Below are 15790 nucleotides of genomic sequence, written 5' to 3'. Positions count from 1 at the left end.
CGCCGGCCCGCCCGCGCACCGCGCGGACGGGCCGTCGTCGTCGTGTCAGGGCCGGGCGGCCGCCGCGTCCGCGGGGAGCGCGGTCAGGCCGAGCGGGTCAGCCGAGCTCGCTGGTGCCCGCGTACAGGTGCAGCACGGGCACCTGGAGGTCTTCGCGGGCCCGCGACGCCCAGTCGCGGTGGAACGTGTCCTCGAGCGCGTGCGGATAGGTGACGACGGCGACCTCGCGGACCCCGCCCGCGGCGACGGCCGCACGCACGGCGGGGATCGGGTCGTCCTCGGTGATCTCGCCCGTCGCCGTGCGCCCGGCGGCGGTGAACGCGGCGACGCTGCCCGCGAGCTGCTCGGCGGCGGTCGCGCGGGCCTCGCGGACGCTCGGCTCCTTGCCGCGTGCGCGGTCGAAGGCCTCGCGCAGCTCGCCGAGGCTGAGGTTGTCGATGATCGTCGAGAGCAGCGGGCGGTCGCTGTCGGCGGGGACGAGCACCCGGTACGCGAGCTCCTCGCCGTCGTGCAGCGACAGCAGGTGCTCGACGTCGGACGCGGTCAGGGTGTCCTCGACCAGGACCAGGATCGTGTCGGTCACGCGCCGAGCCTAACCACCTGCCAGCGTCCCAGCAGCACACCGTCGCCGTGCAGCAGGTGCAGCGGCCGCAGGTGACGTGCGGGGTTGAACCAGTCGGTGCTGTGCACGATGCGCGGCGCGGGGCCGCCGACGAGCAGCGGGCTCGTCGTCACGCACAGCTCGTCGACCAGGTCGGACTCCAGCAGCTGACCGAGGAGCGTGGGCCCACCCTCCGCGAGCACGTGCGACAGGCCGCGGGCGCCGAGCGCGGCGAGCGCGACCCGCAGGTCGACGACACCGGCGTCGGACTCGGTCACGATGACGCGCTCGGGACCGATCTGCTCGCGCAGCGCGTCGAGGCGCGGGCTCGCGCTCGTCGTGACGACGATCGGGGGCCGCTCCTCGTCGAGCAGCCCCGGCGGCAGGTCCCCGCTCGCGCTCACGATCGCGAGCTCGACCTCGGGAGCCCGGCCGAAGGCACGGCGCGCCTCGGCGAGGCCGTCGGGCACGTCGAGCGCGGTGTAGCGCTCGACCCGGGCCGTCTGCGCGCCGACGAGCACGACGTCGGCGAGCGCCCGCAGCGTCCGGAACACCCGGAAGTCGGCACGGTCGTTGATCGTGCCGCTGCGCTGGTCGACGCCGGTCGCGGCGCCGTCGACCGAGCTCACCATGTTGACCCGGACGTGCACGCCGCGCGGTGGGTCGACGGGCAGGCGGTCGGTGAAGAGGGCGAGCAGCTCGGCCTCGTCGGGGCGGGGCTCGAGGCGCTCACCGGCGCGTTCGAGGGGCAGCAGGACGTCGAGCGGGGGCAGGTCGTCGGTCTCCAGCACGGCCTTCACGCTAGGCCAGGTCGGCGGGGCAGGACAGCCGGGGCGGTGTGGGAAACCGCACGTCAGCCCGGCAGGCGGCCGGTCGCGCGGTCGTGCGGGCCCAGGACGTCGGCGAGCGCGGCGACCTCGCCGACGACGACCACCGCGGGGTTGCCGACGCCACGCGCGGCGGCGCGGTCGGCGATGTCCGCGAGCGTGCCGACGGTCGTGCGCTGCCCGGGCAGCGTGCCGTTCTCGACGACGGCGACGGGCGTCGCGGGGTCCTTGCCGTGCGCGACGAGCGTCGCGGCGTGCTCGGCGAGCCGGCCGACGCCCATGAGCAGCACGAGCGTGCCGTCGAGCGCGGCGATCGAGGGCCAGTCGGGCGCGCTGTCGTGCGCGGACAGGATCGTGACCTGGCGGGACACCCCGCGGTGCGTGACGGGGACGCCGGCCACGCCGGGGACGGCGATCGCGCTCGTCACGCCCGGCACGACCTCGACGGGCACGCCCGCCGCGCGGCAGGCCTGCACCTCCTCGCCGCCGCGGCCGAGGACGAACGGGTCGCCGCCCTTGAGCCGGACCACCCGCAGGCCGCGCAGGGCGCGCTCGACGAGGACCTCGTTGATCTGCTCCTGCGTGAGCGTGTGCGAGTGCGGGGACTTGCCGGCCTCGACGACCTCGACGTCGGGGTCGAGCGTGTCGAGCAGCGCGCGCGGTGCGAGGCGGTCGACGACGACCACGTCGGCCTCGGCGACGGCGCGCCGGCCACGCGTCGTGACGAGACCCGGGTCGCCCGGACCGCCCCCGACGAGCGTGACGGTGCCGACGGGGTCGCGGCGGTGGTGCCGCAGCGGGAGCTCGCCGGTGTCCAGGAGCACCTGGAGCGCGGAGCGCAGGGCGGCGGCACGGCGCGGGTCGCGGCCCGTGGACACGGCGACCGTCACGTCGTCGACGCGCGCGACCGCGGGCGTCCATGCGGTGGAGCGAGCGGCGTCGTCGGCACGCACGCACCAGGTGCGCGCCGCCTCGGCGTCCGCGGCGACGGCGTCGTCGACGGCCGGTTCACCGGTCGCGGTGTGCACGAGCCACGCGCCGTCGAGGTCGCCGGTCGCGTACTCGCGCTCCGCCCAGTGCACGAGCCCGCGCGCGACCGCATCCGCCAGGTCCTCGCACAGGCGCGGCGCGACGACCAGCACGTCCGCGCCGTCGTCGACGAGCCGCGCCACGCGCCGCGCCGCGACGGGACCGCCGCCGACCATGACCACGCGCCGCCCGGCGACGTCCAGCAGCAGGGGATGACGAGGCATGTCGTCCAGTCTGCCGGTCGCGGGCGGCGCGTCCGTCATATGCCGGCCCCGGCGAGCCAGTCGTCGTCGGCCGCGCTGGGCGGCGGCGTGGGCGTGAGGCGGTCGAGCAGCGTCGGGCCGATCATCCCCGCGGCGAGCGTCGTCCCGTCGGCGGGGTCGACGACCAGGAAGCCGCCCGTGCTGCGGTGCGTCGCGTAGTCGTCGAGGACGACGGGCTCGGCGAGCCGCAGCCGCACGCGACCGATCGCGTTGAGCGTGAGCGCGCGCGGCGCGGTGTCCGACGACGTGTCGGTCGCGTCGACCGTGTACTGGGTGTCGACGCCGTCCCACACCTCGACGGTCTGGGTGTCGATGTCGAGGCGGGCGTTGACCTCGCGCAGGAGCGCCCGGACGGTGCGCGTGCCGACGCGCACGAGGACGCGCGCGCCGAGGACGCTGCGCCGCTCGGCGAGCCAGCAGACGGTGCCCTCCAGGTCGGCGCCGACGGTGACCGTCTCGCCCGTGGGCACGAGCACGTCGCCGCGGGCCACGTCGACGTCGTCGGCGAGGCGCAGCGTGACGGACTGCGGCGCGTGCGCCTCGTCGAGCGGGCCGTCGAACGTGTCGATGCCCGTGACGGTGCTCGTCTTGCCGGACGGCAGGACGGTGACGTCGTCGCCGACACGCACCACCCCCGACGCGATCCGGCCCGCGTAGCCGCGGTAGTCCGGGTGCTCGGCGTTGCGCGGCCGGATGACGACCTGCACGGGGAACCGGAACGCCTCGGCGTGCGCGTCGCGCCCGACGGGGACGGACTCGAGGTGCTCGAGCAGCGTCGGGCCGTCGTACCAGGGCGTGCGGTCGGAGCGGTCGACGACGTTGTCGCCGGCGAGCGCCGACAGCGGGACGGCCCGCACGTCGGTCAGGCCGATCGCGTCGGCGTACCGGGCGAAGTCGTCGGCGATGGTGCGGAACGTCGCCTCGTCGAAGTCGACCAGGTCCATCTTGTTGACCGCGAGCACGACGTGCGGGACGCCCAGCAGCGCGGTGATGGTCGCGTGCCGGCGGGTCTGCTCGAGCACGCCCTTGCGCGCGTCGACCAGGACGATCGCGAGCTCGGCGGTGGACGCGCCGGTCACCATGTTGCGCGTGTACTGCACGTGACCGGGGGTGTCGGCGAGCACGAACGCGCGCCGGGCCGTCGAGAAGTACCGGTAGGCGACGTCGATCGTGATGCCCTGCTCACGCTCGGCGCGCAGGCCGTCGGTGAGCAGCGCCAGGTCGACGGCGCCGACCTCGGACCCGCCGCGCGCGGCGGTCGCCCGCTCGACCGCGCTCAGCTGGTCGGCCAGCACGGACTTCGTGTCGTAGAGCAGGCGGCCGATGAGGGTGCTCTTGCCGTCGTCGACCGAGCCGGCCGTGGCGAGGCGCAGCAGGTCGCGCTGCGCGTGCACGGTCGGGTCGGAGGAGGCGAGCTCGGTGGTCGTCGTCATCAGAAGTAGCCCTCGCGCTTGCGGTCCTCCATGGCGGCCTCCGAGGCCCGGTCGTCGGCGCGGGTCGCCCCGCGCTCGGTGAGGCGGCTCACGGCCACCTCCTCGATGACGTCGGCGACGGTCGCGGCCGTCGACTCGACGGCACCGGTGCAGCTCATGTCGCCGACCGTCCGGTAGCGGACCGTGCGGGTCTCGAGCGTCTCGCCCGTGCGCGGGCCGCCCCACTCGCCGGGCGCGAGCCACATGCCGTCGCGCAGGAACACCTCGCGCTCGTGCGCGTAGTAGATCGACGGCAGCTCGATCCGCTCGCGCTCGATGTAGCGCCACACGTCGAGCTCGGTCCAGTTCGACAGCGGGAAGACGCGCACGTGCTCGCCCGGCTTGTGGCGGCCGTTGTACAGGTCCCACAGCTCGGGACGCTGCCGGCGCGGGTCCCACTGCCCGAACTCGTCGCGCAGCGAGAACATCCGCTCCTTGGCGCGTGCCTTCTCCTCGTCGCGGCGGCCACCGCCGAACACTGCGTCGAAGCGGTGCGCGGTGATGCCGTCGAGCAGCGGGACCGTCTGGAGCGGGTTGCGCGAGCCGTCGGGGCGCTCCACGACGCGGCCGTCGTCGATCGCGTCCTGCACGCTCGCGACGACGAGCCGCAGCCCGTGCTCCTCGACCGTCGCGTCGCGGTAGGCGATGACCTCGGGGAAGTTGTGGCCCGTGTCGACGTGCATGACCGCGAACGGCACGGGCGCGGGCCAGAACGCCTTGCGCGCCAGGTGCAGCATGACGATCGAGTCCTTGCCGCCCGAGAAGAGCAGCACGGGCCGCTCGAACTCGCCGGCGACCTCGCGCATCACGTGGATCGCCTCGGACTCGAGCGCGTCCAGCTGGGTCAGGCGCTGGGTCGGTCGCTGCGAGGGTGCCGCCGCGGTGGGGGGAGCCGTGGCCTCAGTCGTCATGTGTGCAGACCGCATTCCGTCTTGGAGGTACCGGACCAGCGTCCGGCCCGCGGGTCCTCGCCCGGGGCCGTCGCACGCGTGCAGGGGGCGCAGCCGATCGACGCGTAGCCGGCCTGCCGCAGCGGGTTCAGCACGACGTGGTGCTCGGCGACGTAGGCGTCCACGTCGGCCTGCGTCCACGCCGCGATCGGGTTGAGCTTGACCTTCGACCGCTTGGCGTCCCAGCCGACGACCGGGATGTCGGTGCGGGTCGGGGCGTCCTCGCGGCGCATGCCCGTGACCCACGCGGTGTACGGGGCGAGGCCGCGCTCGAGCGGCTCGACCTTGCGCAGCGCGCAGCACAGGTTCGGGTCGCGGTCGTGCAGGCGCGGGCCGTGCTCGGCGTCCTGCTCCGCGACGGTGCGCAGCGGCAGGACCGTGCGGAGCCGGATGTCCGTGAAGTCGGCGTAGTAGTCGCGCGTGCCGATGGTCTCGGCGAAGTGGTAGCCCGTGTCGAGGAAGATGACGTTCGCGCCGGGGACCGCCTTCGCGACGAGGTCGACGAGCACCTCGTCGCCCATCGACGACGCGACGACGAGGTCGTCGCCGAACGTGCGGCCCGCCCACGCCAGGATCTCGCTCGGGTGCGCACCCTCGAGCTCGCGGCCCGCCTGCTCGGCGAACGCGCGCAGCTCGTCGGGCGTGAGGTCGGCGATCGCGGGGGTCGCGGTGCTCATCGGTCTCCTCCCGTCGGGGCTGCCGGGGTGGTGGTCGCGGCGGACGCCAGGCCGACGAACCGCAGCGCGAACGCGCGGGCGCACGACCGGCACTCCCACTGGCCGTGCGTCTCGCCCGCGGGCCACAGGTCCTCGCTCGCGCAGAACGGGCAGTAGTACGGGACGGCGCGCTGTCCGGAGTCGGTCATCGCAGGTCCTCCTCCGCCGCGCGCTGCACCCACTCGGCGAAGAGCTCGCCCTCGAGGCGCTGCTCGTCGAACTTCCGCGTCACCCGCTCGAGGTAGTCGGGGAGCTCGGACGACGGGACGCGCAGGCCGCGCAGCGTCTTGCCGAGCCCGCTGGTGAGGCCGAGCCCGCCGCCGAGGTGGACCTGGTAGCCCTCCTCGCCGCCCGCGAGCGCGCCCTTGAGGCCGATGTCGGCCGTCTGGATGCGCGCGCACGAGTTGGGGCAGCCGTTGACGTTGATCGTGATCGGCTGGTCGAACGTCGGCAGGCGCTGCTCGAGCTCACCGATGATGAGCGCCGCACGGGCCTTCGTCTCGACGATCGCGAGCTTGCAGAACTCGATGCCCGTGCAGGCGATCGTGCCGCGACGGAACGTCGACGCGTTGCGGACCTGCAGCCCGAGCGCCTCCAGGCCCTCGACGAGCGCGTCGACGCGGTCGGCGGCGACGTCGAGCACCACGAGCTTCTGCTCGGTCGTGAGCTGCACCCGGTCGGACCCGGCGGCGTCCACGAGGTCGGCGACGGCGTCGAGCAGCGGGCCCGACACGCGCCCGACGGTCGGGGCGGCGCCCACGTAGAAGCGGCCGTCCTTCTGCGGGTGCACGCCGACGTGGTCGCGGCGGCCGGTCGGCGGCGGGGGAGGAGCGGGACCGTCGGCCATGGTCCAGCCGAGGTACTCCTCCTCCAGCACCTGCCGGAACAGCTCGGGCCCCCAGTCGGCGAGCAGGAACTTCAGGCGGGCACGCGTACGCAGCCGGCGGTAGCCGTAGTCGCGGAAGATGCTCACGACGCCGACCCACACGTCGGGGATCTGCTCGAGCGTGACGAACGCGCCGAGCCGCTTGCCGAGCATCGGGTTGGTGGACAGCGCGCCGCCGACCCACACGTCGAACCCGGGACCGAGCTCGGGGTGCACGACGCCGACGAACGCGACGTCGTTGATCTCGTGCGCGACGTCCTGGTGCGGCGAGCCGCTGACCGCCGTCTTGAACTTGCGGGGCAGGTTCGAGAACGCCGGGTCGCCGATGTAGCGGCGGTGGATCTCCTCGATCGCGGGGGTGCCGTCGACGATCTCGTCGGCCGCGACGCCCGCGACGGGGGAGCCGATGATGACGCGCGGGACGTCGCCGCACGCCTCCTGCGTCGTCAGCCCGACGGACTCGAGGCGACGCCAGATCTCCGGGACGTCCTCGATGCGCACCCAGTGCAGCTGGATGTTCTGCCGGTCCGTGATGTCCGCGGTGTCGCGGCCGAACTCGCGCGAGATGCCCGCGACCGTGCGGAGCTGGCCCAGCGTGAGGGTGCCGCCGTCGCAGCGGACGCGCAGCATGAAGTACGAGTCCTCGAGCTCGTGCGGCTCGAGCGTCGCGGTCTTGCCGCCGTCGATCCCGGGCTTGCGCTGGGTGTACAGGCCCCACCAGCGCATCCGACCGCGCAGGTCGTCACCGGGGATGGAGTCGAAGCCCTGCTGGGCGTAGATCGTCTCGATGCGGTGGCGGACGTGGAGACCGTCGTCCTCCTGCTTGAGCTTCTCGTTGCCGTTGAGCGGCTCGCGCTGCTCGTCGAACGCCCACTGGCCCTCGTGGCGAGCGGCGGGCGGGGCGATCCTGGTCTGCGCCATCGGGCGCTACCTCCGGGGGATCGTGGACGTGCGTGCTGCACCCACCGCCGGGGGGACGGGACTCGGGGCGCAGACCGCGCGCCCGAGCGTGGGGGACGTGGGGCGGGGTCAGTCTCTCCGCGGACAGCAGCACATCGACATGGCCGGGCCCGCGGCGGCGCAGCAGCACCGACACATGGCGGGGGACCCGGTCGCGATCACCCGACGAGGCTGTCAGACGAACGGGTGACACGGGAGAAGGGTTCCGCATGGTGAGACGAGCGCATCGGCATGTGGGACGGACGTCCAGTCCGGGTGTAGAAGCCGCGCGAACGCGCCTGCCCACGTGCCCAGCAGTGACACCGCTCACCCCCGCGCGTGCGTCCCGGATGCCGGACGTAGGCTTGTCCGTCGTGACAGCCGTCGACCCCGCCGCCCGCCCCGGTGGCGCGCACCCGGGACCGGCCTCGCTCACCGAGCGCACCCCCGTCGTCCCGCCCGAGCGGCTCCTCGCCGAGCTCGTCCCGCCGCGCCACTTCGCCGGTGAGTCGTTCGACACCTACGTGCCCGACGCGGCGCACCCCTCGCAGCGCGACGCCGTCGACCGCCTGCGCGCGGTCGCCCGCACCATCACCGACGGGGCGTCCGGTCGTGGCGGCCTGTTCCGGCGGGCGTCCCGGCGCACCGCGCCCGCCGTCTACCTCGACGGCGGCTTCGGCGTCGGCAAGACCCACCTGCTCGCGTCCCTCGCGCACGCCGTCGGCACCCAGGACGCCGCGTTCGGCACGTTCGTCGAGTACACCAACCTCGTCGGCGCTCTCGGGTTCCTGCCGACCGTCGAGGCGCTCGCGGGCAAGAAGCTCGTCTGCATCGACGAGTTCGAGCTCGACGACCCCGGCGACACCGTCCTCATGTCCCGCCTGCTGCGCGAGCTCGCCGACCGCGGCGTCGCGCTCGCCGCCACGTCGAACACGCTGCCCGAGTCCCTCGGCGAGGGCCGGTTCGCCGCGGACGACTTCCTGCGCGAGATCCAGGCGCTCGCCGCCCGGTTCGAGGTGCTGCGCGTCGACGGGCAGGACTACCGGCACCGGTCCGTCGTGACCGACGCCGAAGGGCTCGCCGACGCCGAGGTGCAGCGCGCCGTCGCCGACGTCCCCGGCGCGACGCTCGACGCGTTCCCCGCGCTGCTCGACCACCTCGCCCGCGTGCACCCCAGCCGGTACGGCGCGCTGCTCGACGGCGTCGAGCTCGTCGGCCTCACGGGCGTCGCGCCCGTGCCGACGCAGGACGTCGCACTGCGCCTCGTCGTGCTCGTCGACCGGCTCTACGACCGCGACGTGCCCGTGCTGCTGGGCGGCGGGGGCGAGGACGACCTGTTCTCGGCCGAGATGCTGCGCGGCGGCTACCGCAAGAAGTACTACCGCGCCCTGTCCCGCCTCGGCGCGCTGGCCGCCGACGGCGCGGCCCGCGTCACCGCCTGACGCGGCGGTCCGGGGGCGTCGCGGGCGCGCGCCCGCGCGCAACGGCACCGGACGCCGACGGTCAGTCCGCCAGGGCGGGCACGAGGACGGCGACCGAACGGGCGGGGACCATCACGTGCGGTTCGCTGCCCGGCTCGAGCGTGCACGGCTCCCACGCGGCCGCGACGTCCAGCGGCGCGTCGGAGGGGAGCGGCACGCGGCCCTCGGCGTCGGTGAGGTTGACGACGACACGCGCCGCGCCACGGTGCAGCACGAGCACGCCCTCCCACGGACCGTCGGAGGAGTCCGGGCCGTCCCACGTGAGGTCGGTCGCGGCCAGGTCGCCCGACGCGAGGTCGGGGACGGACCGGCGCAGCGCGATCAGCTCGCGGTACCAGTCGAGCAGCCGGTCGTGCGGCGGCTCGGAGCGCTCGGACCGGTCGAGGACAGACCGCCGGAAGGTCGCCTCGTCCTGCGGGTCGGGCACCTCGACGGGTCCGCCGTACAGGTCGGCCCAGCCGTGCTCGCCGAACTCCGAGCGGCGTCCCTCGCTCACGAGCCGGCCCAGCTCGGGGTCGGGGAACGACGTGAAGAACTGGAACGGGGTGCGCGTGCCCCACTCCTCGCCCTGGAACAGCATGGGCGTGAAGGGGGACAGGAGCAGCAGGGCGGCGGACCCGGCGAGGGTGCCGGCGTCGAGGCGTTCGGCGGGCCGGTCGCCGATCGCGCGGTTGCCGACCTGGTCGTGCGTCTGCGTGCTGACGACGAACCGGTGCCCGTCGGTCCCGCTCGGGACAGGCCGGCCCCACTCCCGGTCGCGGAACGTCGAGAAGCCGCCGTCGTGCACGAACACGCGGGTCATCGCGTGCCGGAGCGTGGCGGGCGTGCCGAAGTCGACGTAGTAGCCGTGCCGCTCACCGGTCAGCAGCGCGTGCAGGGCGTGGTGCACGTCGTCGGCCCACTGCGCGGTCATGCCCCAGCCCCCGGTGGGGGTGGGGGCGACGCTGACGACGTCGTTGAGGTCCGTCTCGGCGACGAGCGACAGGGGCCGGTCGACGCGCTCGGACAGCGCGGCGACCTCGTCGGAGAGCTGCGCGAGCAGGTGCTGCTCCGAGTCGTCGCGCAGCTCGTGGACGGCGTCGAGGCGCAGCGCGTCGACGTGGAAGTCGCGCAACCAGCGCAGCGCGCTGTCGACGATCCACCGGCGCACGACGTGCGCACCGGGCTGGTCGAGGTTGATCGCGGAGCCCCACGGCGTGTGGTGGGCGTCCGTCGCGTACGGGCCGAACAGGCCGGTGTAGTTGCCGGACGGGCCGAGGTGGTTGTGCACGACGTCGAGGCAGACCGCGAGCCCGAGGCCGTGCGCGGCGTCGACGAACCGCTGCAGCGCCTCCGGGCCGCCGTAGGCGTCGTGCACGGCGTACAGCCCGACGCCGTCGTAGCCCCAGCCGCGCGGCCCGTCGAACGGCGCGACGGGCATGAGCTCGACGACGTCGACGCCGAGCGACACGAGCTCCGGCAAGGCGTCAACGGCGCTGTCGAGGGTCCCGCCCGGCGTGAACGTGCCGACGTGCAGCTCGTAGACCACGCGTCCGCGGACGTCGAGCCCGCTCCACCCCTCGTCGGTCCACGTGAACCGGCCGGGATGGAAGACGCGGCTCGGCCCGTGCACGCCGTCGGGCTGCCACGCGCTGCGCGGGTCGGGCAGAGGACCGCCGCCGTCGAGCGCGAACGCGTAGTCGGTGCCGTGCGACAGGTCGCGCTTGACGGTCCACCAGCCGTCGCCGTCGGGGAGCATGCCGAGGCGTTCGCGCGTCTCCGGCAGCACGAGGTCGACGCTCCGGGCGTCGGGTGCCCACACGTGCGGGCGCACGCGTCAGCCCTCCGTCCGGACGAGCAGCGCGACGGGCAGGCGGTCGAGCAGCGGACCGACCTCGCGTACCCCGCCCGTGACGGGCCGGTCCGTCAGCACGTCGAGCCACTCGCCCTCGGGGAGGGCGACGGTGTGCTCGCCCCAGCCGCCGAGACGGTCGACGGACGCCTGGAGGCGCGTCGCGACGACGGCGACCCGCGGGTCGCCGCCCACCGTCCGGGCGTACGTGAGGCTGTGCCCCGACGAGTGCGCGAGCGGCACGTAGCCGGCCTCGGGCCCGACGAACGCCTCGGGCACGTCCCGGCGCAGCCGCAGGGCGCGTGCCGTGACGAGCAGCTTCTCGTCGGCGAGGTCGCGCGGTCCGGCGCCGTCGTCGAGGCGGGCGAGCCGCGCCGCGAGCGCGTCGTGGTCGACCGGCCGGCGGTTGTCGGGGTCGACGAGGGTCGGCTCGGGGACCTCGGTGCCCTGGTAGACGTCGGGCACGCCGGGCAGCGTGAGCTGCACGAGCTTGGTGCCGAGCGTCGCCGCGCGCACCGCGGGGCGCGTGCGCACCTCCCACGCCGCCATCAGGTCACGGACGGTCGGATCCTGGAGCGCCGCGCGGGCGGTGTCGAGGACCGCGCGCTCGTACGCCTCGTCGGGCGCGGTCCACGTCGTGCGGGACTTCGCCTCGCGGATCGCCTTCGTCAGGTACTCCGTGAGCCGGTCAGCCGCGATCGGGCCGTCGGGCGTCCACGTGCCCGCGAGCGTCTGCCACAGCAGGTTCTCGGTGCGCCCGTCGAGCAGCGTGCCGCGGAAAAGCGCGGACGCCGCGCGCAGCGCGTCGACGAGGGCCGACCACTCGAGCGGCAGCTCCGACAGCACGCCGAGCCGTGCGCGGGTGTCCTCGCCGCGCTTGGTGTCGTGCGTCGAGAGCGTCGTCATCCCGAGCGGCGACGACACCTGCAGGTCCGCGGCCCACGCCGCGAGGTCCGTGGGGGTCAGCGCGAACCGCTCGGGCTCGCCGCCGACCTCGCACAGGCCGACCAGGTGCGTCCAGCGGTAGAACGCGGTGTCCTCGACGCCCTTCGCGGTGACCGCGCCGCACGTCTGCTGGAAGCGCACGATCAGCTCGTCGCGACGCCGACCGCGGGTGAGGCCTGCGCTGCCGACCTCGCGCCCGAGCAGCAGGTCGACCAGCACGTCCATCGTCTCGCCGCGCTCGGGCGACAGGCGCGCGCGGGCCTCCCGGGCGGCCGCCTCGACGACCTCGACGGACTCCGCCGGCACGTGCTCACCCGGCACGACGTACGCGCGGTAGCGGTGGAACGCGACGAGCAGCTCGACCAGGCACTCCTCGAGCGCACGCCACGTGTGGTCGCGCAGCCGCAGGTCCTCGGTGCAGATGTCGGCGGCCAGGGCCGTGAGGCGGTGGACCTCCGCGTACAGCGGACCGTCGACGATCTCGCGCTTCGCGTGCTCGGCGATCGACGCGAACGCGTCGGACGTGTCGCCCGTGAGGCGGTGCATGGTCCCGGCGAGGACCGCGGCGCCGCCCGGGTCGACGAACGTCTGCTGGATGCGCCACAGAGCGTCGTAACCGGTCGTGCCCGCGGTGTCCCAGTCGCCCGGGAGCCTCTCGTCGCCCTGCAGGATCTTCTCGACGACGACCCACGCCTGGCCGCTCGCCTCGCGCAGCCGCGCGAGGTAGCCCGTCGGGTCCGCCAGGCCGTCGGGGTGGTCGATGCGCAGTCCGTCGAGCGTGCCGTCGGCGACGAGGTCGAGGACGAGCCGGTGCGTCGCGTCGAACACCTCGGGGTCCTCGACGCGCACCGCGACGAGCGTGCCGACGTCGAAGAACCGCCGGTAGTTGAGCTCCTCGTCCGCGACCCGCCAGTAGGCCAGCCGGTAGTGCTGCCGCTCGAGCAGCTCGGCGAGCGGCAGCGCCTCGGTGCCCGCCCGCACGGGGAAGACGTGGTCGTAGTAGCGCAGCACGGGCCGCACGCCCTCGCCGGGGATCTCGGCCTCGTCGAGCTGGAGCTCGCCGCGCGCCAGGACGGCGCCGATGCGGTCGCCCAGCACCGGCATGAGCACGTCGCCGCCGCCCGCCGACCAGTCCACGTCGAACCACGACGCGAACGGCGAGTCCGCACCCTTGTCGAGCACCGACCACAGCGGCCGGTTGTGCCAGACGGGCGTCGGCACCGCCATGTGGTTCGGCACGATGTCGAGGACCAGCCCGAGCCCGGCCTCGTGCGCGACCGCGGACAGCCGGCGCAGCGCCGCGAGCCCGCCGAGCACCGGCGACACCTCGTCGTGCGCGACGACGTCGTAGCCGTGCGTCGAGCCCGGTGCCGCCGTGAGCACGGGGGACAGGTAGACGTGCGTGACCCCCAGCGCGGCCAGGTACGGGACGCGCGCGGCGACGTCGTCGAGCGTGAGGTCCGCGCCGAGCTGCACGCGGTACGTCGACACCGGGACGGGACGTCCCGGTCCCGGCAGCCGACGGGCGGGCGTCGGGCGCGAGGCCGAGGTGCGGGCCTCGGTCATGCGCCGGGCGCCTTGCGCGAGCGTCGGCGCGGCTCGTCGCTGTCGGCCGTCCGGCCGCTGTCACCCTGCCGGCGCACGCGCGCCGCCTCGTGCGACGCGTCCGCGACGACCCCGATGCCCGACGCCGACGGCTTCGTCTGCAGCGGCGGGCGCGTGAGGACGACGACCGAGTGGTGCGCGAGCGTGACGTCCTGGCCCGCGTCGAGCGTCTCGCCCGGCGCGACCTGCGAGTCGGTGTCGAAGACCGCCGTCCACGAGTCGCCGTACCGGTGCGACGGCACGACGAACGTCTCCGCCTCCGGCTCCCCGTTGAACAGCACGAGGAACGAGTCGTCGACGATCTCCTCGCCGCGCATGTCCGGCTCCGCGATCGCGTCGCCGTTGAGGAACACCATGACCGCGCGCGCGAGGTCGCTGTTCCACTGCTCGGGGCTCATGTGCTCGCCGTTCGGCGCGAGCCACTCGATGTCCTTGAGGTCCGACCGGTCGGCCTCGTCGGGCTTGCCCGCGAAGAACCGGCGGCGACGGAACACCGGGTGGTCCTGCCGCAGCCGCACGACGCGTCGCGTGAACTCGAGCAGGCCCGTCTGCCGCTCGTCGAGGTCCCAGTCGACCCACGACAGCTCGTTGTCCTGGCAGTAGACGTTGTTGTTGCCCTGCTGCGTCCGGCCCAGCTCGTCGCCGTGCAGGATCATCGGGATGCCCTGCGACAGCAGGAGCGTCGCGAGGAAGTTGCGGCGCTGGCGGTAGCGCAGGTCCAGGACGTCGGCGTCGTCCGTCGGGCCCTCGACGCCGCAGTTCCACGACCGGTTGTGGCTCTCGCCGTCGGCGTTGCCCTCGCCGTTCGCGTCGTTGCGCTTCTCGTTGTAGGACGTGAGGTCCGCGAGCGTGAAGCCGTCGTGCGCGGTGACGAAGTTGAGGCTCGCGATCGGCCGGCGGCCCGTGTGCTCGTACAGGTCCGACGAGCCGGAGATGCGGCTCGCGAACTCGCCGAGCGTCGACGGCTCGCTGCGCCAGAAGTCGCGCACCGTGTCGCGGTACTTCCCGTTCCACTCCGACCACAGCGGGGGGAACCCGCCGACCTGGTACCCGCCCTCGCCGACGTCCCACGGCTCCGCGATGAGCTTGACCTGCGAGATGACGGGGTCCTGGTGCACGAGGTCGAAGAACGCGGACAGGCGGTCGACCTCGTGGAACTGCCGGGCGAGCGTCGCCGCGAGGTCGAACCGGAAGCCGTCGACGTGCATCTCGGTGACCCAGTAGCGCAGCGAGTCCATGATGAGCTGCAGCACGTTGGGCGAGCGCATGAGCAGCGAGTTGCCCGTCCCCGTGGTGTCGAAGTAGTGCGCCTGGTCGTCGTCCACCAGCCGGTAGTAGTTCGCGTTGTCGATGCCGCGGAAGCTCAGCGTCGGGCCCAGGTGGTTGCCCTCGGCGGTGTGGTTGTAGACGACGTCGAGGATGACCTCGATGTCGGCCTCGTGCAGGGCCTTGACCATGGCCTTGAACTCCTGCACCTGCTGGCCCGTCTCGCCGTACGCCGAGTACTCGTTGTGCGGCGCGAAGAACCCGATCGTGTTGTAGCCCCAGTAGTTGGACAAGCCCTTGTCCTGCAGGACCGGGTCGTTGACGAACTGGTGCACGGGCATGAGCTCGACCGCGGTCACGCCGAGCGACACGAGGTGCTCGATGACCGCCGGGTGCGCGAGGCCCGAGTACGTGCCGCGCAGCTCCTCCGGCACCGCCGGGTGCAGCTGCGTGAGGCCGCGCACGTGCGCCTCGTAGATGACGGACTCGTGGTACTGGTGCTGCGGCGGCCGGTCGTGGCCCCAGTCGAAGTACGGGTTCACCACGACGGACTTCATCGTGTGCGGCGCGGAGTCGTCGTCGTTCGTCGCGGTCGGGTCGTCGAACCGGTACGTGTAGAGCGACGGGTCGTTGTCGACCTGCCCGTCGATCGCCTTCGCGTACGGGTCGAGCAGCAGCTTCGACGGGTGGCAGCGCAGCCCCTGCGCGGGGTCGTACGGCCCGTGCACGCGGTAGCCATACCGCTGCCCGGGGCCGACCGCGGGCAGGTAGCCGTGCCAGACGAAGGCGTCCACCTCGGTGAGGTCGACGCGCGTCTCGGTCCCGTCCGCGTCGAAGAGGCAGAGCTCGACACGTTCGGCGACCTCGGAGAACAGCGCGAAGTTCGTCCCGGTCCCGTCGTAGGTGGCGCCCAGGGGATAGGGGCGTCCCGGCCAGATCAGCATCCGCCCAATGTGCCAGCCGCACGCCGATCCGGCGC

General features: G+C 73.9%; 12 protein-coding genes. 1 reads left to right on the top strand and 11 read right to left on the bottom strand.

The features are described from left to right. Positions 1-97: 97 nt before the first annotated feature. From CTKZ_RS11840 to CTKZ_RS11805, 8 genes are all read right to left on the bottom strand, one after another. Positions 98-583 carry a hypothetical protein gene (locus CTKZ_RS11840; RefSeq protein ID WP_124343132.1) on the bottom strand — a complete coding sequence of 162 codons (486 nt, stop codon included), beginning with the start codon at positions 581-583 and terminating at the stop codon, positions 98-100. Continuing rightward, positions 580-1392, bottom strand: coding sequence for a dihydrofolate reductase family protein (locus tag CTKZ_RS11835; RefSeq protein WP_235843458.1), 813 nt, complete (start codon positions 1390-1392; stop codon positions 580-582). The genes CTKZ_RS11840 and CTKZ_RS11835 overlap by 4 nt, the downstream gene beginning before the upstream one ends. A 62-nt stretch (positions 1393-1454) precedes the next feature. Further along, complete coding sequence (cobA, locus tag CTKZ_RS11830) at positions 1455-2681, bottom strand: uroporphyrinogen-III C-methyltransferase (RefSeq protein WP_235843457.1); 1227 nt, start codon at positions 2679-2681, stop codon at positions 1455-1457. A 35-nt stretch (positions 2682-2716) separates the two neighbouring features. Then, the gene (locus CTKZ_RS11825) at positions 2717-4153 is read right to left on the bottom strand and encodes a sulfate adenylyltransferase subunit 1 (protein WP_124343129.1); all 1437 of its coding nucleotides are present in this window, start codon (positions 4151-4153) and stop codon (positions 2717-2719) included. Further along, positions 4153-5103: a sulfate adenylyltransferase subunit CysD gene (cysD, locus tag CTKZ_RS11820; RefSeq protein ID WP_124343128.1), complete on the bottom strand. Its 951-nt coding sequence runs from the start codon at positions 5101-5103 to the stop codon at positions 4153-4155. The genes CTKZ_RS11825 and cysD overlap by 1 nt, the downstream gene beginning before the upstream one ends. Continuing rightward, positions 5100-5819, bottom strand: coding sequence for a phosphoadenylyl-sulfate reductase (locus tag CTKZ_RS11815; protein ID WP_124343127.1), 720 nt, complete (start codon positions 5817-5819; stop codon positions 5100-5102). Before CTKZ_RS11815 ends, cysD begins: the two co-directional genes overlap by 4 nt. Continuing rightward, the gene (locus CTKZ_RS11810; protein ID WP_124343126.1) at positions 5816-6007 is read right to left on the bottom strand and encodes a hypothetical protein; all 192 of its coding nucleotides are present in this window, start codon (positions 6005-6007) and stop codon (positions 5816-5818) included. Before CTKZ_RS11810 ends, CTKZ_RS11815 begins: the two co-directional genes overlap by 4 nt. Further along, complete coding sequence (locus CTKZ_RS11805; RefSeq protein ID WP_124343125.1) at positions 6004-7665, bottom strand: nitrite/sulfite reductase; 1662 nt, start codon at positions 7663-7665, stop codon at positions 6004-6006. Before CTKZ_RS11805 ends, CTKZ_RS11810 begins: the two co-directional genes overlap by 4 nt. A 368-nt stretch (positions 7666-8033) precedes the next feature. Here CTKZ_RS11805 and zapE point away from each other — a divergent pair, with 368 nt between their 5' ends. Continuing rightward, entirely contained in the window at positions 8034-9125 is a 1092-nt protein-coding gene (zapE, locus tag CTKZ_RS11800) for a cell division protein ZapE (protein ID WP_371852365.1), read from the top strand. Between the two features lie 61 nt (positions 9126-9186). Here the strand turns inward: zapE and treZ are convergent, their stop codons facing one another. From treZ to glgX, 3 genes are read right to left on the bottom strand one after another with little or no spacing between them, the layout of a single operon-like run. Continuing rightward, positions 9187-10977, bottom strand: a complete 1791-nt coding sequence (gene treZ, locus CTKZ_RS11795) for a malto-oligosyltrehalose trehalohydrolase (RefSeq protein ID WP_124343123.1) — start codon at positions 10975-10977, stop codon at positions 9187-9189. Positions 10978-10980: 3 nt separating this feature from the next. Further along, positions 10981-13506 carry a malto-oligosyltrehalose synthase gene (gene treY, locus CTKZ_RS11790; protein WP_124343122.1) on the bottom strand — a complete coding sequence of 842 codons (2526 nt, stop codon included), beginning with the start codon at positions 13504-13506 and terminating at the stop codon, positions 10981-10983. After that, on the bottom strand, positions 13503-15755 hold the full coding sequence (gene glgX / locus CTKZ_RS11785; protein WP_124343121.1) for a glycogen debranching protein GlgX: 2253 nt from the start codon (positions 15753-15755) through the stop codon (positions 13503-13505). The genes treY and glgX overlap by 4 nt, the downstream gene beginning before the upstream one ends. Positions 15756-15790: the final 35 nt, after the last annotated feature.

It is taken from the genome of Cellulomonas algicola (assembly GCF_003851725.1).
Lineage (GTDB): Bacteria > Actinomycetota > Actinomycetes > Actinomycetales > Cellulomonadaceae > Cellulomonas > Cellulomonas algicola.
This window is presented reverse-complemented; position numbering and strand designations above follow the sequence as displayed.

Bases quoted from the DNA above. Each gene is read 5' to 3' on its own strand.
- cobA (WP_235843457.1), bottom strand. From the start codon at position 2,681: ATGCCTCGTCATCCCCTGCTGCTGGACGTCGCCGGGCGGCGCGTGGTC.
- CTKZ_RS11825 (WP_124343129.1), bottom strand. From the start codon at position 4,153: ATGACGACGACCACCGAGCTCGCCTCCTCCGACCCGACCGTGCACGCG.
- cysD (WP_124343128.1), bottom strand. From the start codon at position 5,103: ATGACGACTGAGGCCACGGCTCCCCCCACCGCGGCGGCACCCTCGCAG.
- CTKZ_RS11815 (WP_124343127.1), bottom strand. From the start codon at position 5,819: ATGAGCACCGCGACCCCCGCGATCGCCGACCTCACGCCCGACGAGCTG.
- CTKZ_RS11810 (WP_124343126.1), bottom strand. From the start codon at position 6,007: ATGACCGACTCCGGACAGCGCGCCGTCCCGTACTACTGCCCGTTCTGC.
- CTKZ_RS11805 (WP_124343125.1), bottom strand. From the start codon at position 7,665: ATGGCGCAGACCAGGATCGCCCCGCCCGCCGCTCGCCACGAGGGCCAG.
- zapE (WP_371852365.1), top strand. From the start codon at position 8,034: ATGCCGGACGTAGGCTTGTCCGTCGTGACAGCCGTCGACCCCGCCGCC.
- treY (WP_124343122.1), bottom strand. From the start codon at position 13,506: ATGACCGAGGCCCGCACCTCGGCCTCGCGCCCGACGCCCGCCCGTCGG.
- glgX (WP_124343121.1), bottom strand. From the start codon at position 15,755: ATGCTGATCTGGCCGGGACGCCCCTATCCCCTGGGCGCCACCTACGAC.